This is a genomic window from Vibrio sp. Of14-4 (genome assembly GCF_022347625.1).
Classification (GTDB): Bacteria; Pseudomonadota; Gammaproteobacteria; order Enterobacterales; family Vibrionaceae; genus Vibrio; species Vibrio pristinus.
Map to the genome: position 1 here is coordinate 1 of NZ_JAKRGI010000022.1, position 18,185 is coordinate 18,185.

The following is an 18,185-nucleotide window of genomic DNA, read 5'->3' on the forward strand; positions in this document are numbered from 1 at the left end:
GAAAGTTTTCCCAGACAATAACAACATTGAAGCCAGACTTAACATGACATTGGCCGCAACGGTAGTCCTGCTGATTATCAGTTTGGTTTTGAATGGAGTTCAAAGCTCGCTACCGATTCTTGTGCTTTTTGCGTTCTCTTTCTTACACTCAGAACTCCACCTTAGAGCTTACGCTAAAGGAAAAAAGATGGTCAGGTTTGGAACCATCTCAGATGTAGAGAATGAAGAGCAAGAAGTAAACTCATACAAAAATCACTTTGCAACAGTATATGCAAGTGTGGTGCTGACTCTTGTCTTTATTATATTTAAGCTAGCACAGTAGCTGTCAGAAAGCCTTCTATGACAGAGGCTTTCTACAAGGAGACAATCGTGGAGTATTCAACAATAAAAGAACTAGTGATAGATATCTGTGCAACAGAAGGGGTATTTCCGTCCTTTGAAAAATTAACAGCTCTGGTTTTAGAAAACTTCCCAACTAGTAAATGGCAAAAAACACATTACGCTTGGTATAAATCAAAAGTCAAGCGCGGAGAAATTGATGTCCCAGGGTTCACTATGACTGACACCATTAATGAAGAAAACGATGTTCAGGGATCAATAGAAGCTAGTCTGTCTCTGGAAAAGGATCTTCACTCTTACCTAGCCAGAAATATTCAGGATATCGAGGATGGTTTATCAATCGTAGAAGGTGGCATTGAGTATGTGCTTGATGCTGGACGCATAGATATTCTTGCCAAAGATAAAACAGGTCAATTAGTTGTCATAGAGCTAAAAGCAGGTAAAGCGAAAGATGCTGCTTTAGGGCAATTGTTAGGCTATATAGGCTGTCTTTCTGAATCATCAGATACATCCAATATCAGAGGCATTCTTATTGCTTCTGATTTTGACAAAAGGGTAGTGTTTGGTGTGAAAGCGATCAGTAATGTTAAGTTAGTGAAATACCAAATATCGTTCAACTTGGAAGTTGTTACGTAACAAGCGTCTAAGAGCGAAGCGTTGCGTATCACTTCACAGTCATACATGGAAGAATTTAAAAGTTTAGAAGAATTAACGCAGATGGAAAAAAACCTCAACGGATGGGAGTCGTCTGCGGCTCCGTGCTCAGTTTGAGAGGAATGCATAAGTACCTTTCGAATGAAGTTCTGAACGATGAAGTTCCTGACGAAATCAAAGGACAGTTTAATGTGGCTAAAAACATGGCACTCTATTCCTACTTTTTCTATGCATTAGCCCCCGAAGTTCACCTAAAAACATATACAATCATAGAGCACGCACTCAGGCTTCGAGTTGTCCCTAAAAAGAGAATGATGTTCAAAGCTCTATTGAACCACGCAGTATCTCAACGATGGATTAAAGACTCAGGTTTTCGTCATATAGAAGACCCAAGCTCTGACAATGCATGGTGCAAGTCAATGGTTAAAGTCATGGCTAATCTCAGAAACTCACAGGCACATGGTTCTTCAATGCTAGTCGGTGATTGTTTGCTTCACATATCGTCATGTGCTGATTTTGTGAACCAACTGTTTCCAGAACATCAAGCAATTAAAGTTAAAAAATAGGCTCAATCTCTCCTTGTGGCCTACCTGAACTTATCCGACTACTCACCAACTCTGAAAAATCCAAACACGAAAATGTCCAGAAGCGATTTTGGTGGCACCAAGAGCAGTATGTACGACTAGGACACTCTTCAGCATCAAATCTGTCAGATCGCATGCTTCCGTACAACTCAGATACAAAAAAAGAAGCCTAAGCTTCTTTTTCATATTAAGCCGCTAATTGACTAATAGTATACGCTCTCAAATCTTTGGGAAGAGTTGATATAACTCGCTCCCTAGGAGCCCCAGCAGGGAATAAGCTTAGGAGTTCAGTTAAAATACTGGTTAGATCTTCATGTCTATCCCACTGAACTTTGTAACGTCCTCTGCCAACTTTTTGCTCCACTTTCACCAGTAGCTGTTGTTCATCATATGTGTAACGCATACTATTGATAACTTGATGTTCAAGATCATCGAGCTCTTCAAAAGTGAAAGTCATAATGAGCTGTCTGTTTTTTTTAGAAATTCTTAAATCTAAATAGTTATCCTCAAAAATAGTATCAGCTATATCGCTAGGTCGAATACCTTTTGACAGATAAGTAGCGATTAGCTTATCTGTTAGTGCTTTCGCTTTCTTACTTAACATGACAACATCTTCCTGAGCTCGTCCATAAGCTTCGGTACTAAGTCTAATGATTGTAGCAAAGCTTTGTTATCTCGACCGTTAACTGGTCCAAATTTGCTTGCCAACTTCAAATTTACATAACGAACTAAAAGACCATCATTCGGCGTATCTAATTTAATATATGGGATTATACTCACAAAACTAGGGGCAAGTTCAAATGATTTCTCATCAAAACCACAATCACTCAGCACATTGGCCACTTCATCCTGAATCTTTTTAGTTAGAAGCTTTCTCATCTGCTTTCTAGCTATATCAGGCCGCTTTTCGATTAAAGCCGGATCGATTTCAGCATCAGAAATTTTACCAATTTCAGTTTCAATCAACTGATTCTTTATGACTTCAAGATGATCACCCTCTATCCCAGCAGTTTTTAAAGCATCTAATGTTTTAGATACTTTTTCTTTAACTTCTGCACGTTTTTGTTCGAAGAGTAAGTTAAAATCCAAATCACTCAGATAAGAATCTTGATCGCTAATAAAAGATTCATCAGTTACAATACCAGCTAAGCTATGCTCTCTTTCTGAGTACTCCCGACTCAATTCAGAATAATCTCTTACCCGTTGCTGCTTTGCTCTATCTACTTCTTTCTGAAACTTATCCCACATGAAGTTAAGTCCAGTCTCCTCATGATAGATAACAACCGCATTGTTATCGATTTCAAATGCTGTGATTTCTTCTTCTGGGATAGCTCTCAAGACTCTTCCTATCACTTGAGCAAAAGCATTAATGCTTCGGTAGGGTCTAAACATAGCTAAAACAGTTAAATAGTGATGATCGTACCCTTCCATAAGCATATTTACAGAAATGACAACTTGGCATTCATGTTTATTGATTTTTATAAAAGAGGCATCAATTTCTTCCTGGGCCATGTCACTATGAACAATAACGCTATCTAACCCTTTGTCTTTATACCATTTCAGTAAATCCTCTGCGTGCCTAATACTACAACCAATAGCAAGAATTTTATGAGGAACATTTGGGCTAGCCATTTTTAGGTCGTTGAGTCTCGAGATGCTGTTATCTATTACATCTAACGAGCACTCTTTAGATAAAGCGACACTTTTCTCCAACCATTCTTTATCTTTGAATTGCAGCACTTCATCTTTTGTTAATGCAGCTCCAGGTTTATCTGCAACTGTAAAATACAAGTTATGGGCATTAACAGTTTCCTTTCTCAACCACTTTACATAACGATCTCTCATCACTTCAGACAAGGGGGTTTCATGGATTCTATCTCCAGGTATAGGCTGATTATCACCTCGATACGGGGTACCCGTTACATGCAATTTCTTCGCTCTAGGAAAGTAGTTTAAAACCTCTTGCCAAGTTCCCGCCGGAGCGTGATGAGCTTCATCAACAATAATCATGTCAAAAAAATCATGATCAACGATAGGTCTATTCAACAACCCCGTCTTCCTGCTGCTTGAGAGTCTTTGTATATTGGAGTACACAATGTTGCTCTCAAACAAGTGTTCATCAGATAATTCACTACTATATTCGGATACTATCGGCAAATGTGCAGGATTAAAAATAACATCAAGGTTCACCCAAAAGTTATCATCCAAAACTTCCTGTGTTTTTTGAATGCTTTGTTTAGTTACTAAGCCAGGGGTTATGATTAAAACTCTGCCACTGCATAATCCATAAGGGGCTACAGATATCAAACCACTTTTCCCAGTCCCTGTTGGTAAAACAACTAAAGCCTCGCCATGAGGATTCTCTGAAAAATAGTTTTGAATCTTTAGATAAGCCTCTATTTGAGGACTACGTAGTTTTTGATTTGCTTCAATATTGACGGGAGTATTTAAGAAATAGGACATGAGAAACCTTTTTATGCATACAGTTTATATGCCCCATTATTCAACAAGAAAAATGCGCAAACAATGATCAACCTTTGAGAAGGTAAATCTTAATCACTCATTTGCCGTAAAAAATACTCTATTCCTAGCCAAACAATTCAAACATCTAAAGTTATTGATTTCTTTCATCAATAACTTTAAGAACATTAGCTAATCCATTCACCTTTCCAAGTAGGTGAGCTGAACGTTCTTTTGCTTGCTGTAGTAATGGAGATAGTCGGCTCTCAAGCTCAGGGAAGCGGCATCTCAATGATTGATATTCATAAATTTCACCAAGTACGATCTCCAATTCACCTTTGCATTCGTTACTTTCTCGAAATAACACAGAATAATCCGACGTAGACTCCTTTATTGAATATTCAAGTTCAGTTTTTCTTCTTGGTAGCACTTCAATACCTCGAAATTGTTCGGTTTGAAAGTACCTTTTGTTTCTTCCTTCACCTTCAGTTCGAAGCCAACCCCTTTGTTTATATTGCCATAGCTGACGGTAAACCTTCTTCCGAGCTTCTTCAGGGTTTGACATACCACCCTCAAGGTTTAATAAAGCGTCCCTGGCTTCTATAACAGAAAAACCATCCATTCTTTTTTCAATCAACAACTTGTGCATTACTAGACTGATTTTTATAGAACGTTTCATGTATTAATTACACCAACCAAATACTAAGGATTGCTTAGTATACAGAAATCAGTAAAACTAAGAAAATCTTAGTTATGTTGAGCTTTAAGATATGAACTATAAGTGTCATTCCAAAATCCCATCCCATTACGCCTCAAAGAAGCGCGTAAAAAAGCAAAACTCTCTCAGAAAGCCTTGGGAGTGCAAATAGGTATGGATGAAAGCTCTGCGAGTCCAAGAATGAACCAATACGAAAAAGGGAAACATACACCAGATGTGCAAACGCTGAAATTGATCGCGGATGAGCTTGGTGTGCCTTTGAGTTACTTTTTCTGTGAGGATGCAGATTCAGCAGAGCTAACTGTTCTGATCAGTAAGCTTCCAAATGAAGAAAAAAAGGCTCTTATAGAGTCATTAAAGATAGAAATTGATAAAGGTTAGCTCCCTCCATTTCCACCCATAATCATCAGCACCTAGCCCACTTCTCACATCTAAACACAAAATAAGCCACATACCGACAAAGTTGGTAACATATTCAACAAATTCAATATTAACGTGTCTGGGCTATGGTATCTAAAGAAACTGATGAAAATGTTCTCCATGAAGAACATCTAAATGGAAATTATTCAGATTCAGAAATAGTAATTGGGTTAGTTGGAGCTGTGGGTACAGAGCTAACAGCAATTAAACAAATCATCAAAGAGCGTCTTGAAACATTCAATTACACAACTGAAGAAGTCCGCATCTCAACAGATATAATAAGTCTATTTGAAGACATTCCCTCTACACTCAATCATTATGAAAAAGCAGATGCTTTAATGTCAGCTGGCAACACTATTCGAAAAAAGAGTGGTGATAACTCTATTCTTGCATTAGCTGCTGCATCACAAATCAGCTGTATAAGGGAAGCAAATTCCAAAGGTAATGATCCTGAACCTTTAAAGCGAAAAGCATTCATTATTAGCTCTCTAAAGCACCCTGAAGAAGTACAGAAGCTTCGCACTATTTACTCTAGAGGCTTTTTCTTGATTGGTATCCACTCAAGTGAAGCCCGGCGTCGTAACTTCTTAATGAGAAACAAAAACATGTCTGAAGATGAAGCCAATATTCTAATTAAAAGGGATGCTGATGAATCAGATAAGCACGGCCAGCATACAAGGGACACCTATCATCTCTCAGACTTTTTCATAGATTATGGCTCCAACAGAGACAAAGCACAATATGATATTTGGAGAACTCTTGACCTTGTGTTTGGAAAGCCCTTTGTAACTCCGACGTTTGACGAGTTTGCTATGTTCATGGCGTTTTCTTCTTCTTTAAGATCAGCTGACCTATCTCGCCAAGTAGGGGCTGTTATGACTAAAAACAAGAATATAATTTCAACTGGCGCTAATGATATTCCTCAAGCAGGAGGAGGCTTGTACTGGCCAGATTATGATCCCGAAGGTGAGAAAATCATCGATAAAGAAAATGGTCGAGACTGGAAAAGAGGATATGATTCAAATACTCGCGAAAAGAAGATGATCATAAACGATATACTAGATACTTTGCCTGACGATGAACATAAAGAACCGTTAAGAAAGTTACTTAACTCCTCAAGAATAAAAGATATTACCGAATACGGTCGTGTTGTTCATGCAGAGATGGAAGCAATATTAGCTTGCGCAAGGAGTGATATCAGCACAAAGGATGCAGAGCTCTACTGTACTACGTTTCCTTGCCACAACTGTGCTAAGCATATTGTGGCATCAGGAATCAAAAGAGTTGTCTATGTTGAGCCGTATCCGAAAAGTAAAGCTTTAGACTTTCATTCTGACTCAATAACACTAGAATTAGATGGTAAAGAAAGTGTAAGATTCGAACCTTTTGTCGGAGTTGGTCCCAGATCATTTTTCGATCTATTTTCTACAAATTTAGGGGCAGGCTACCCTATCAAAAGGAAAGACCCTAACGGGGAAGCAGTAAAATGGAAAGAGTGTGATGCGGTCTTGCGTATGCAGATGCTATCCACTTCTTACATTGAAAGAGAGACGGCAGCCGCCTCTGCAGTGAGTGATTACCGGAGTATATATAATGAGTCCAAATAGCACATTAGTTGCACACCTAAGCAAATCTAAGAATCGAGTAGAGTCTTGGCCAGCTTGGAAACAGGAACAATCTGGCACTAACGTAAAACAGTCAAACTCATCCGCCACCCGACTACACAAAGACGCGCCTAAAGAATCTGCAGTAGCGTATTAATCGTTTCTTTAGAACATTAAAAGTCTGGAAAATATAATTTCCAGACTTTTTTATGTCCGATTTCTGTTCAATTTTTCAAACTTTCTGGAAATCCTTATCAAAGCCTATACTGTATTCATTTCCAGAAACATTCCAGAATTATATGTAAAGGGTATATCCTTACTATGAGATAACCCAATCTCATTGATACCAAACAAGGGCCAGATTGAGATCTGGCCTTTCTATTGCGCTAACCCTAGGCCCGTTTTCCAAGCTTCTCGACTTAAACCATACACGGCATGATCAAGGATACGACCATTGACATTTACTGCTCTGGTTAAGACACCTTCTAATGTAAATCCGAGTCGTGAGCAAACATTCCGACTTGGCTGGTTGTCGGTCGCCGCTGAGATTTGAATTTTTTGCATGTCATAATCGTGAAATGCAAGCTCAATCATTCTAGACCCTGATTTGGTTACTATGCCCTTTCCTTGATAATCTTGGCTTAACCAATAACCTATCTCTACCTTGGCAAGATCTTTATCTATGGAATTAAAGCTGATATTACCGACCAGCTTACTTTGATAAACCATGGCACATACTAGAGACTTTCCATCAGCATAATCATGTAGGGAACGCTTGATGAAGTTTAGAAAAAACGCTTCGTTCTCAGCATGGACAGGCCAAGATAACCATTGGCTTAAATATTCTCTCTGCTTCGAAACAATATCTAGGTAGCAAGGAGCAAAGTTCGCTTCAACTAATGCCAGCTCTAGGCCCTGTTCAACTTGTAAAGTAAACATCTTTTTCCTTCGTATGTATCGAGAAATAGTAAACAGACAATAGCAAGTTGTAGACACAAACAAAACAACCAAGCTAGAAAACCATGACTCATCAACATTTCACCTTTATACATATTAAAAACAAATTAAAATTTAATTATATGCTTGTTTTTTATATGATTAATGTCAGCATGGCTTTTATATGAAAAGGGAGAAAGTTTGAGGAATTTTAGCAAAGTAGCCAATTCAGGCATTATATTAGGCTTATTATTATCTTGTTATGCTTATTCAGAGAATAACAGCGAGAAGGCGCAAGTATTACACAATATAAGCATTCAAGTTGGTAGCAAGATTAAGAACGTTGATCTTAAATCTGCCATGTCACATTACAAAGTCCCCGCAATAAGCTTTGCTGTGGTAGATAACGATGAAATCGTGTGGTCAGAAGCCATAGGCTACATTAATGCTAATTATACTAGACAGGTAGATAAAGATACCTTATTTCAAGCAGGCTCCATGTCTAAGTCGGTAGCAGCAGTGACCGCTCTAAAGCTTGTCGATCAAAAGCGGATCACACTTGATGAAAAAATAGCTCCCTTGTTAGGTGATTGGCAAATACCTAACCCTAATGGCTACAACACTGATGCAGTCACATTACGGACATTATTAAGTATGTCATCAGGTCTTGATGTGGGTGGCTACTATGGTTACTCGCCGCAGGAGCCACTTCCAAGCCTATTAGACACATTAAACGGCACCACACCAGCAAATAATCCACCTGTTAAGTTAGCCCACAACCCTGGCAGTAAATACGACTACTCTGGTGGCGGATACCAAGTTATCCAGTTAATTACTGACCGAATTACAACAATGACCAGTCAAGAAAGTGCTGCTAAATATGTATTTGGACCTTTGCGAATGGCAAATACCAGCTATCTTCAGCCAGCTGTTACTAATGTTGCCGAGGCAACCGATAAAAACGGCACAGGCTTTAAGTATAAATGGAGGATTGCTCCCGAATATGCAGCAGCTGGTTTATGGAGTACACCAACGGACTTAGCCAAATTTATCGTATCCATCAATAAAGCCTACAAAGGCGATCCAACACAAATCATTAGCCCTAGTCTTGCCAAGCAGTCTTTATCAAAACAAGCAAACACTCCATATGGGTTGGGGTATGTTGTAGAAGGCAAAGGTGATGAGCTTCATTTCATGAAGCTGGGGCAAAATGCTGGATATCAGGGTTGGTTAGTCGGCCTACCAAACACAGGGCAAGGCGCTGTCGTCATGACAAATTCGGATAATGGAAGAGAGTTGGCTCAAGACTTAATTTACTCTATCTCGAAAGCGTATCATTGGCCGATCAGTGGCAAGCTCAAAGATGCTTGGATGGTAAACTGAATTATCCGTTGATGTCTCATATCGATAACAGGGAAATCAAAACCTAAAAAAGGATCTTCGAAGACTCATGACTGTTTGAACGTCGCCAGATGCGAAGATCTGGCGGCTGATTTACTAAGCGTTAAATCCAGCAAGACTCTAAAACCATAAGGCAATGATAAACTAATGTTAAATATCATCATCTTTACTTAATCCTGCCTATTTATTATCGACATTACATTTGCCAAACGATATAAATACACTTATTTATTATGTGAATATTACCTGTACTCCAATCCTATAAGTTCCATTGATTGATCTTGGAAAGTTATGAAAGTTTATCTACATACCATTAAGCCACTACTGCTTTTATTGGATTAAAACCACACAAGAGTTACACAGCTATCAATAAATCAACTACGATCTTGTATGAAACAAGACACACAAAACGTCAGGAGTTTCTATGAATAGAAACATTCATTTTTACGAACCTAATGATGCCTACGGATTTCTATCTAACTTTTTCAGTGCTCCGATTAACATCAACGGCACAATATGGAAAACCAGTGAACATTACTATCAAGCACAAAAATTCACAGATAAAACAATCATAGAGATAATTCAAAATTGCGCTACACCTGATATCGCCTTCTCTTTGAGCCGCCAATACTGCGAGTACGTCAGGGAAGACTGGAATAACGTTCGATTAGATGTCATGCGCTTTATTGTCGAAGAGAAATTTAAGCAAAATCCAACCTTAGCATTTCTATTACTTGAAACCGGTGATGTGACCATAACCGAGCACTCGCACAAAGATAGTTTTTGGGGGGATGGTGGCAACGGAAAGGGCGAAAACCAACTTGGCAAAATTCTTATGGCAGTTAGAGAAAAATTGAGTCTACAAGAACCATATAGTCCGATTCACTTGGTTGATAAAGCACAACTTTCAACTCGATAGTCCATTTAAAATATACACTTACTGCCGAGATACAGATTTTATGCGCGAGCAATTAACATGTTTGCTCTGTTGTTTTGTCACAAAAACAAGCTATCGCCTCTTCGCTGGCTTATATAAAATTAGCCAGTGTTTTATATATCTATGATGATTCAAAGCTATGCGGGAATAGTTGCTGCGATTCCCGCTATTAACCTTTGTTCACCAGCAAGAACAAAGAACTCGTCGTTAAATATACTTCTTAATGATTTCGTCAATTTTACCCTGTTTTTTCAGCACTTTTAGACGCTTATTAATATAGTCTTGAACTTCTTTGTCCATGGTGGGTGATAAAGCCAAGTACACAGAGTAATCAGGTATCACGTCATTGAACCCTTGCTGAGCATAAAGGCTTTTATCAAGATTAAGTTGGTTTTGGTTGTAGATAATTCTGGAACCCATTTCAACAAACACCATTTCTCCGGGGTGACGGTCAACCACTCGAAATGCCGACTGATAATTTTTAACTCGCATTTCTTGTACTTCCCCACTTGCAAAATAGGGCTGAAGTTCTGGATAATCAAACCCCATCAGTAATACGACCACTTTGCCATTCAGGTCAGATGCCTTGGTATAATCAATCGGCTTCTTACTGCTAAATAACAAATTATGTCGCACGGTATAGATGGGTTCTTCCGATAAATTCTCCGACTGAACTTTCCCCCAATTAGGGCTGCCGTAAGTAATCCAATTACCTTGGTCTTGTGAGGAGAGGATAGAAATCATACGATTAAACGGATAAGTGTGATAATTGAGCTGGTGGTCACTATCTTTGAACACTTCTTTAACGATATCTGTCACTATGCCAGAATGGTCAGCGCCTTTAGTTTCAATCTGAAATGGTCTGGCTTGCTCTGCAATGACGTAGTAGTCGATCTTGTTTGCATTGGCCAAAGACGTGTTCAGCATAAACAAAACAACTGATATGAGTTGAAATTTCCAGTTCATTATCGATCCCCATTTTATTATTGAATAATTAAAACTATATTTACATTAGCGAACATCAAGTAAGAGTGTAGTTGCATATTTTGAATAAAGAACGCCGATATCTTAGCATTGGTAAACAAGTGGTTTACGCGGTTGCCTTCTTTAGCCTAGTACTGGCTTTGGTAGGCACCAGCTACAATCTATATCAACAGTTGCAGAGAGACATTGATAACCTGCATCTAACTCTCGACAACCTAAAAACCAGCCAGCTTGCAAGCCTTCGTACCAGCCTTTGGGTCGAAGATAGAGGTTTATTGAACGCTCAGCTAGAAGGCCTAATCAACTTGCCAAAAGTCGACTATGTTCACCTTTACAGTGGTAACGAATCCATTATTGAAAAAGGCCACAAATCACATGATGCTATTTCCGTCACTTGGCCTTTGGAGTACGAGTTAGGGAATAAAAGTTACTCTCTAGGAAGACTCGTCATTCAGTCGGATCTGACTCCTATCTACGATGACCTCTGGGTGCAATTTTTTCATATATTGGCAGCAGAAGTTGTTCGCATCCTTGTGTTGCTAGTCGCACTGCTGAGCTTCATTTGGATAGTTATAATGAAACCTATCAGTATGATAGCGGAAGCCGTAGCAAGTGTAAAAAAAGATCATTCACTTCAGAATGTTACTCTCTACCCTCGTATGTTTAAAGACGAAATATCTCATCTGGCTGAGAACTTTAATAGTTCAAACTTTCGCCTAGACGCCTATCACCAAGAGCTAATAAGTGCGAAAGAAGATGCCGAAACCGCTAACCGTCGTAAGAGTGAATTCTTGGCCAACATGAGCCATGAAATTCGTACCCCAATGAACGGCATTATCGGTATTGCAGCGCTAATGGAAGACTTAGATTTAAATCAATCCCAGATGAAATACCTGAAGATGATTCAGCAGTCCTCAGAAGATATGCTGACCATAATCAACGATATTCTCGATATTTCTAAAATTGAAGCGGGTCGTATTGAGTTAGAGACTATACCTTTTGATATTCATCAACTCATTGATGATATTCATAGAATTAATGAGGTTAAAGCGAATAGTAAGCACTTACAAATGATGGTTGATATTGAACCCAATGTCCCCCAAACCCTGTTAGGAGACCCCATTCACGTCAAACAGATCCTCAATAACCTTGTGAGTAATGCGATCAAATTCACTCAGGTTGGGTTCGTTAGAATCAATGTCAGCTATCCACCATCAGGTTTAAAGATTGCTGTCAGTGATACGGGGATTGGTATCGAAGCAGACAAACTCGATGTTATCTTTGATAAATTCCATCAAGCCGATGGGAGTACAACACGGCAATATGGCGGCACAGGGCTCGGGCTTGCGATTTCCAAAGAGCTGACCGAGTTGATGGGTGGAAACATACAAGTATCGAGTGAAGTCGGGCTTGGTAGTCGCTTTTCCGTAGAGTTACCACTTCCTTCTCAATCTAGCAGTCTAAAAGTTATCACCTCACAAAACGAAACAGACAAGCAAACCAGAGTAAAAGTACTAACAAAGCCAATTGAGAATAATCAAGACAAGCCAGTATCATCGAAAGCACAAGTATTAGTTGTAGAAGATAATTCGGTGAATCAGGTGGTGATAACAAGATTGCTCGAGCGGCTCAACCTAAGCTGTGATGTGGCTGAGAACGGTCAAATCGCGCTGGACCTTTTCAAACTGCATGACTACCAAATAGTATTCATGGATTGCCATATGCCAGTAATGGATGGACTTACAGCAACTCAACATATTAGAAAAATGTCCAACTGGGGTCGTCAAGTGCCAATCATTGCCGTAACGGCCAACGTGCTAGAAGAAGACAAACAGCTGTGCTTTGATGCGGGAATGAGTGGTTTTATTTCAAAGCCTGTCAACGTCGACACGATAGAAAAAACGCTACGCGAACATATGCCTGCGGCTATGGATAATTCGCTGAACATCACAAGCTAAATAACACAGCCAGCAGGCAAGCCTACTGGCTGGAATATACGACTAAGAGTGATTACTGAACCTTAACTAAGCCATATTCATTCGCACTAGTATCATCGTCAGAGCCATAGAACATGCCACCCGTTGTTCCGTAAGCCGTGATCCCCTCAATTTTGTGATTAGGGAAAGTGTGAACTGCTTCAACATCAATATTAGCCAAACCTGTTAGAGCTTGCATAAATGCATCGTTTTCCAAAGAGAATGTATCTGTGCTTTTGTACATAGTTGCTCGTGGACTTTCTGGACTGTCATCTGGATCAAAGGAAGCAACACCGTATAAATGTCCTGAAGAACTATAAAATAGTTCCGAGATATTGCGGTTTGTACCCCAATCAACTGATGCCTGTATGCGACCTGCTGGCTGTAAATCTAACACTTGAGCTTTGTTTGAAGTAATGTCATCCATAGGATTTATTTTGTCCCAATAAAGGTCGCCTGACTCCCTATCTCCTAACAAAATATTATAGCTACCATCATCGCTATCAGATGGTGCACAGGCTAAACCTTCGAAGCTTTTATCTTCATAGGCTGATTGGTTGCCATCATAAGTTAGCTGATAGGTTGCTGCCAAAGATAGCCCTGAATACAGACCACCTTGCGTTGGGTCGCGTTCAACAAGGAATAAGCGACCATACTGGTAAGTGTCCGCTTCTTTATCGTGGTAATAACCACTTTCTGCAGCCAGATAGTAAGTATCATCTATCTGGCAAATAGCTTCTAAATCATTACCTCTAGCCTCATCTGGCCAGTTAACGATGCTTTGATCAAGCGGCACAACAGTGGCAGAATAACCATGGCGCTCAACAACACCAAATCTTGGTTTTGGAGTTTGATCACCATAGTTTTTCCAGTCAAATACCGCCAAGGTACTATAGTCGTACCGTTCACCATTTTCTGCCGCATCTCCCGCAGCCAGGCCGCTTATTGGCATCTCAACGTCAGATGAAAACTCCAATGCTTGTTTGTCCTCATCGTCATCACTGCACCCAGTAACCCCAGAGACAAAGGCTCCCATCATGGCCAGCAATATTAGATTCTTTTTGTAGTTATCGTTTCTCATTGGTTGTCCGTTCCTCATCATGCCAATGGCAAAAAATGATATGCCTTCGCCATCTCATTTTGCCGATAAAATCGAACGAAAAATTAATGATTTAGTGATAAAAACAGAAACGAATTATGGGGAAATACACGGAAAAAACATCAAATCATAGGCCTGAATGATTTATATTTTTCAGCTCAGTAATGGGCATATTCAACGAGAAAAGGGAGTGAGTTCAAACATGAAGTGACAACAGTAGGAGGTAGGTTTTTCTGCGATTAGACTCAATTACTAACTGTTATGGTTAAAAACCAATTAGCGTGATTTTACCTTGAGCCAAGTCTTCAAACTGACAGGAGAAGTCGACCCTTTTATCTTGCTCTTTACTGTACAGAGCCTCAAGCTTCTCAAAGGCAGACGGAATAAAGCTAACACTTTTGAGGCGCAAGCTTTTACGCGAAGCACTGTCGAGAAAGGCAAGCGCTGACTTATCCAGCACTTTGTGACAAGTATCTAAAATATCTTTGCTCACCAACTTACTATGGATTGCTTGTTGCAAGTCGTCTTTACTTATTTTCGAATTAGATCGCGACAATATACATATCGCGTAAATATCTAATATTGCGACCGCACGAGTTCTCTGGGTGTCACCATCTTCGTACATAGCAAGCAAACAAGGGATTTTACTTTCATCGAAAGATTGCTTACGGATATTGCTAAGCGTGAGGCGAGCGCCAATTTCACGCTTCATTAGCTTCTCGAGCTGAGCGAGCTTGGGTAAGGCCAATTCCTTTTGCACATCATTAATATTTTCTAGTGTGCGTTCACTTTCTTCTGCTCCTTGTACTAAAGGCAGCAGCTTACGATGAAGGTCTTTATCAACGAAAGGTTTTGATAAGACAAAACTTGCTCCCGCGGATTTGGCTTGGTTTATTTGGACTTGGTCATCGACAGTGGTAATCATGCCCATTTTGGTGCCTAGATCGAGCTTTTTTATCTCTTGAATGAGAGTGAGTCCTGTCATATCAGGCATATGCCAGTCGGTAAGAACAATCTCAGGTTGCCATTCCTTTACTCTATTAAGCGCACCGACTGCACTGTCCTCTTTTTGGATGGATAAACGACGATAGCCAAACTTTTCTAATGCTCGTCGGACTATCTCTAACGTCGCTTTACTGTCATCGACAATCAGGATTTTCACAAAAAGTATTCTGCTCTAGCTGGATGATTATATTAAATTATAGGCACAATTTCTGACGACAACTAAACTTACACCCTATAGTTATCGCAAAACATAGAATGAGTTCATGGATTTAACCGCGCTTCTCACGACTCCGTTAATAACTACTGAGAGTCTGTTTGCCCTTGCAGTCGATGTTGGGCTGTTAATCTTGCTGGTCTGGTTCGTCATTTTGCTGCTCATGATCCGAGAGTTTCGCCAATTCGCCCGTGATGTGGTTCATGGCCCTCAATCTGGCTCAAGTCCAACAATGGATGGTCAAACCTACGAACTGTGCCAAGAGTCGGTTGAAAACGCTCTCAATTATACCACTGAAAACAATGACACTTTAAACGACCTCATCATCATTCAAAAAGCACTGGAGGCTCAAGTTTCACAGATCAAGGCTGCCAGTCAAATCAGCCTCACCGCCGATGAACAAGAGTCCATTGATGACCTTAATCAGCAGCTATCCAAATCTCATCAGCTTATTCGCAAGCTTAAAGGAGACCTTGATCGGAGCATGGAAGGGTTAAGAAAAGCCAAAAATAAACTCGACAAGCAATCAGATACGGTTGACAGCTTGCGACAAGAAAAAGAGCAACTCGAAAAGCAGTTTGAACAACTGGAGAAAGAATATATGCAGGTCAGTGAATCTGGTGGCTTTAATAAAATGGAGAAGGAGTATCACCAAGAAAGACAACAATTACTCAATATTATTGAGAACTACAAGAAGAAAATCAGCGAACAGCCAGAAGGTGGATCAGGCCCGTCTAATGAAGAGCTCGAAGCTATCCAACAACAATTGCATCATGTCACTAAAGAAAAAGAGTTCGTCGAAAAGAAATACCTCGATTTACTTGAAGAGTCAGAAAAAAAAGCTGAGGAGAAAAAGGACCAATAATTTATCCCGGCCCTTATATCAAATCTACTTGACACACATAACATTGAGTAACGAGGAACCTTTGAGTGACTTCACCTTACCGGTATAAAAAAGGCCTATTTTTTTTTCCCCCCAATAAGGTAAATGCATTGGCCACTTGTCCTTCATCATCACATTAGCTTTCAACAAAGATTGCCATTCACTATTACTGGCAAGGCGCATCCCCATTTGATCACAAGTCTTATACGCCATATCGTAGCTCATTCGGTTCCAGGGTAGCTCATGCTCCATATAAAACTGGTCATTGCTGAGCAGTGAATATGGCACAGTATATTCAACACCATTAATCACTATTTTATGGCGAATCGCCATACTCTCTTTTCGTTCATGAGCCACTACTGGCTGATTAGTCGAACCTGCATCAAGCTTAGGCTGCGATTTTGTTGATATTTCTTTGGTCGTCGGTGGTGTATTAGTTCTCTGAGCTGAACCTTTTGATACCTGGCGAATAAACGCTTGACCGTAATCCGGCAGACGTTTCACTCTAGCCAAATCTTGTTTTGCATTAGCGAAATTTTTATATGGCCCGACAAGACATCGGTATGCATCACCCTCAGGTTTAGCCCAAACATCTGCTGTAATACTGGGATAAATACGTTTCGCTTCAGTTAAGCTCAGTGGCTCACTATAGATGCCGCACTGAATCCAAAAGTAAGATGCGTCGGGTTTGGGTCTTCTTTTCCCCCACATCCCTTTGCCTATCGGACAATCGCTCTCCAACAAGGGAAGACTACTATTTGATACTTGTCTTGCATTACACAAAAATTCCTGTGTGTAAGCCTTATCAGGCAAGGTTAAGCCCAACACAGTAAGGTTTATGAGTACAACCACAGAAAGTTTGGATTTTACAACCATTCTTACATCCTCATTCCAACCTTAAATTTCCTATCCAATCATTTGGCATCACTAGAGAGAGCCTGCCAATATTCAAAACCTGATGCAAAAAAAGAGCCGTAACTTGCTACGACTCTTAGTTGGATGACAATTATATAATAAAATCCGAAGGTTAGCTTAGCCTTTATAGATTTTAGGATTGAATACATCCCTGAGCCAGTCACCTAATAAATTAATTACCAATACTAGCGTCACTAAAACAACGCCAGGAAACGCAGTAATCCACCAAGCTCCTGAAAAAATATAGTGAAAGCCTATGCTGATTAGGGCCCCTAACGATGGTTGATCGACAGGCAAACCAAGGCCAAGGAAAGATAAAGCCGCTTCTGACATAATGGCGTTTGCCACCTGTACTGTCGAGATAACCAGAATGGGTGACAAGCAATTCGGCAGAATGTGACGAAACATAATACGTGGCGCCTTAAAACCCATCACTCTGGCAGCTTCCACATATTCTTTTTTCTTTTCGGCCAATACTGACGCGCGGATCGTTCGAGCATACTGAGGCCATTCGGCTACACCAATAATCACCACCAACATAACCACTGCATATTGGCTATAAAAGTCACTACCAAAACTGGCTTTAAAAATAGCGGAGACTATGATGGCCACCATCATGGTCGAAAATGACAACTGAATATCGGCAAAGCGCATCAATAAACTATCAATCCGACCGCCAAAATAACCCGCAGACAAGCCTATAATAATGCCGAGTACCAACTGCAAACCAACCGCCAAAAAGCCGATAGTCAGAGAAAGCCGCGAACCGTATAATATGGTAGATAAAATATCTCGCCCTTGCTCATCGGTTCCCAAAACAAAGCGCTCATCGCCTTCATCCATCCAAGAAGGAGGAAGCTCTGAGTCCATGATGTCAATCGATGATAAATCATAGGGATTGGTCGGTGATAATATCGGTGCAGCTATCGCCATAACCAACATTAGCATAAACACGGTAAAGCTTGTCATTGCCACTTTATCGCGTTTGAAGTAGTACAAGAAATCTGATTGCTTAAAGCGCTCCCATCGAGAAGGAGCAGTTGCAGTTTGGCTCAT

19 protein-coding genes are annotated in these 18,185 nt (G+C 40.1%); 10 read left to right on the forward strand and 9 right to left on the reverse strand.

Annotation, left to right across the window (positions count from 1 at the left end):
- From MHN79_RS17665 to MHN79_RS17675, 3 genes are all read left to right on the forward strand, one after another.
- On the forward strand, positions 1-322 hold a 322-nt coding region (locus tag MHN79_RS17665), incomplete at its 5' end, for a hypothetical protein (RefSeq protein ID WP_239173944.1).
- Positions 323-369: 47 nt separating this feature from the next.
- On the forward strand, positions 370-975 hold the full coding sequence (locus MHN79_RS17670; protein ID WP_239173945.1) for an endonuclease NucS domain-containing protein: 606 nt from the start codon (positions 370-372) through the stop codon (positions 973-975).
- Positions 976-1,115: 140 nt separating this feature from the next.
- Positions 1,116-1,559 carry a hypothetical protein gene (locus MHN79_RS17675; RefSeq protein WP_239173946.1) on the forward strand — a complete coding sequence of 148 codons (444 nt, stop codon included), beginning with the start codon at positions 1,116-1,118 and terminating at the stop codon, positions 1,557-1,559.
- Between the two features lie 205 nt (positions 1,560-1,764).
- Here the strand turns inward: MHN79_RS17675 and MHN79_RS17680 are convergent, their stop codons facing one another.
- The 3 genes from MHN79_RS17680 to MHN79_RS17690 form a co-directional block, all read right to left on the reverse strand.
- Positions 1,765-2,181, reverse strand: coding sequence for a hypothetical protein (locus tag MHN79_RS17680; protein ID WP_239173947.1), 417 nt, complete (start codon positions 2,179-2,181; stop codon positions 1,765-1,767).
- A complete protein-coding gene (locus tag MHN79_RS17685; RefSeq protein ID WP_239173948.1) occupies positions 2,175-4,040 on the reverse strand; it encodes a DEAD/DEAH box helicase family protein in 1,866 nt (621 codons plus the stop codon). The genes MHN79_RS17680 and MHN79_RS17685 overlap by 7 nt, the downstream gene beginning before the upstream one ends.
- A gap of 151 nt (positions 4,041-4,191) precedes the next feature.
- Positions 4,192-4,716 carry a hypothetical protein gene (locus tag MHN79_RS17690; RefSeq protein WP_239173949.1) on the reverse strand — a complete coding sequence of 175 codons (525 nt, stop codon included), beginning with the start codon at positions 4,714-4,716 and terminating at the stop codon, positions 4,192-4,194.
- Between the two features lie 102 nt (positions 4,717-4,818).
- Between MHN79_RS17690 and MHN79_RS17695 the strand changes: the two genes are divergently transcribed.
- The 3 genes from MHN79_RS17695 to MHN79_RS17705 all read left to right on the forward strand — a co-directional run bounded on the left by MHN79_RS17695 (position 4,819) and on the right by MHN79_RS17705 (position 6,936).
- Entirely contained in the window at positions 4,819-5,136 is a 318-nt protein-coding gene (locus tag MHN79_RS17695; protein WP_239173950.1) for a helix-turn-helix transcriptional regulator, read from the forward strand.
- A 125-nt stretch (positions 5,137-5,261) separates the two neighbouring features.
- Entirely contained in the window at positions 5,262-6,782 is a 1,521-nt protein-coding gene (locus MHN79_RS17700; RefSeq protein WP_239173951.1) for an anti-phage dCTP deaminase, read from the forward strand.
- Positions 6,769-6,936, forward strand: a complete 168-nt coding sequence (locus MHN79_RS17705) for a hypothetical protein (RefSeq protein ID WP_239173952.1) — start codon at positions 6,769-6,771, stop codon at positions 6,934-6,936. The genes MHN79_RS17700 and MHN79_RS17705 overlap by 14 nt, the downstream gene beginning before the upstream one ends.
- Before the next feature lie 221 nt (positions 6,937-7,157).
- On the opposite strand, the gene MHN79_RS17710 is transcribed toward MHN79_RS17705, so the two are convergent.
- The gene (locus MHN79_RS17710; protein WP_239173953.1) at positions 7,158-7,718 is read right to left on the reverse strand and encodes a GNAT family protein; all 561 of its coding nucleotides are present in this window, start codon (positions 7,716-7,718) and stop codon (positions 7,158-7,160) included.
- A 198-nt stretch (positions 7,719-7,916) separates the two neighbouring features.
- Here MHN79_RS17710 and MHN79_RS17715 point away from each other — a divergent pair, with 198 nt between their 5' ends.
- Both MHN79_RS17715 and MHN79_RS17720 read left to right on the forward strand, forming a co-directional pair.
- Positions 7,917-9,098, forward strand: a complete 1,182-nt coding sequence (locus MHN79_RS17715) for a serine hydrolase domain-containing protein (RefSeq protein ID WP_239173954.1) — start codon at positions 7,917-7,919, stop codon at positions 9,096-9,098.
- Between the two features lie 442 nt (positions 9,099-9,540).
- Positions 9,541-10,035, forward strand: coding sequence for an NADAR family protein (locus tag MHN79_RS17720; RefSeq protein WP_239173955.1), 495 nt, complete (start codon positions 9,541-9,543; stop codon positions 10,033-10,035).
- Between the two features lie 225 nt (positions 10,036-10,260).
- Here the strand turns inward: MHN79_RS17720 and MHN79_RS17725 are convergent, their stop codons facing one another.
- Positions 10,261-11,019 carry an ABC transporter substrate-binding protein gene (locus MHN79_RS17725; protein ID WP_239173956.1) on the reverse strand — a complete coding sequence of 253 codons (759 nt, stop codon included), beginning with the start codon at positions 11,017-11,019 and terminating at the stop codon, positions 10,261-10,263.
- Between the two features lie 80 nt (positions 11,020-11,099).
- Here MHN79_RS17725 and MHN79_RS17730 point away from each other — a divergent pair, with 80 nt between their 5' ends.
- Positions 11,100-12,995: an ATP-binding protein gene (locus tag MHN79_RS17730; RefSeq protein WP_239173957.1), complete on the forward strand. Its 1,896-nt coding sequence runs from the start codon at positions 11,100-11,102 to the stop codon at positions 12,993-12,995.
- Positions 12,996-13,047: 52 nt separating this feature from the next.
- Here MHN79_RS17730 and MHN79_RS17735 read toward each other — a convergent pair whose 3' ends face one another.
- Positions 13,048-14,094 carry a hypothetical protein gene (locus MHN79_RS17735; protein WP_239173958.1) on the reverse strand — a complete coding sequence of 349 codons (1,047 nt, stop codon included), beginning with the start codon at positions 14,092-14,094 and terminating at the stop codon, positions 13,048-13,050.
- Between the two features lie 283 nt (positions 14,095-14,377).
- The gene (locus MHN79_RS17740) at positions 14,378-15,274 is read right to left on the reverse strand and encodes a response regulator (RefSeq protein WP_239173959.1); all 897 of its coding nucleotides are present in this window, start codon (positions 15,272-15,274) and stop codon (positions 14,378-14,380) included.
- A 106-nt stretch (positions 15,275-15,380) separates the two neighbouring features.
- Here MHN79_RS17740 and MHN79_RS17745 point away from each other — a divergent pair, with 106 nt between their 5' ends.
- Positions 15,381-16,196, forward strand: a complete 816-nt coding sequence (locus MHN79_RS17745; RefSeq protein ID WP_239173960.1) for a chromosome partitioning protein ParA — start codon at positions 15,381-15,383, stop codon at positions 16,194-16,196.
- 24 nt (positions 16,197-16,220) lie between these two features.
- On the opposite strand, the gene MHN79_RS17750 is transcribed toward MHN79_RS17745, so the two are convergent.
- Both MHN79_RS17750 and MHN79_RS17755 read right to left on the reverse strand, forming a co-directional pair.
- Positions 16,221-17,090 (reverse strand): SPOR domain-containing protein, encoded by an 870-nt coding sequence (locus MHN79_RS17750; RefSeq protein ID WP_239173961.1) that lies wholly within the window; start codon positions 17,088-17,090, stop codon positions 16,221-16,223.
- A 156-nt stretch (positions 17,091-17,246) separates the two neighbouring features.
- On the reverse strand, positions 17,247-18,185 hold the full coding sequence (locus MHN79_RS17755; protein ID WP_239173962.1) for an ABC transporter permease: 939 nt from the start codon (positions 18,183-18,185) through the stop codon (positions 17,247-17,249).

Bases quoted from the DNA above. Each gene is read 5' to 3' on its own strand.
- MHN79_RS17720 (WP_239173955.1), top strand. From the start codon at position 9,541: ATGAATAGAAACATTCATTTTTACGAACCTAATGATGCCTACGGATTT.
- MHN79_RS17690 (WP_239173949.1), bottom strand. From the start codon at position 4,716: ATGAAACGTTCTATAAAAATCAGTCTAGTAATGCACAAGTTGTTGATT.
- MHN79_RS17725 (WP_239173956.1), bottom strand. From the start codon at position 11,019: ATGAACTGGAAATTTCAACTCATATCAGTTGTTTTGTTTATGCTGAAC.
- MHN79_RS17755 (WP_239173962.1), bottom strand. From the start codon at position 18,185: ATGAGCCAAACTGCAACTGCTCCTTCTCGATGGGAGCGCTTTAAGCAA.
- MHN79_RS17685 (WP_239173948.1), bottom strand. From the start codon at position 4,040: ATGTCCTATTTCTTAAATACTCCCGTCAATATTGAAGCAAATCAAAAA.
- MHN79_RS17680 (WP_239173947.1), bottom strand. From the start codon at position 2,181: ATGTTAAGTAAGAAAGCGAAAGCACTAACAGATAAGCTAATCGCTACT.
- MHN79_RS17735 (WP_239173958.1), bottom strand. From the start codon at position 14,094: ATGAGAAACGATAACTACAAAAAGAATCTAATATTGCTGGCCATGATG.
- MHN79_RS17745 (WP_239173960.1), top strand. From the start codon at position 15,381: ATGGATTTAACCGCGCTTCTCACGACTCCGTTAATAACTACTGAGAGT.
- MHN79_RS17700 (WP_239173951.1), top strand. From the start codon at position 5,262: ATGGTATCTAAAGAAACTGATGAAAATGTTCTCCATGAAGAACATCTA.
- MHN79_RS17750 (WP_239173961.1), bottom strand. From the start codon at position 17,090: ATGGTTGTAAAATCCAAACTTTCTGTGGTTGTACTCATAAACCTTACT.
- MHN79_RS17705 (WP_239173952.1), top strand. From the start codon at position 6,769: ATGAGTCCAAATAGCACATTAGTTGCACACCTAAGCAAATCTAAGAAT.
- MHN79_RS17675 (WP_239173946.1), top strand. From the start codon at position 1,116: ATGCATAAGTACCTTTCGAATGAAGTTCTGAACGATGAAGTTCCTGAC.
- MHN79_RS17710 (WP_239173953.1), bottom strand. From the start codon at position 7,718: ATGTTTACTTTACAAGTTGAACAGGGCCTAGAGCTGGCATTAGTTGAA.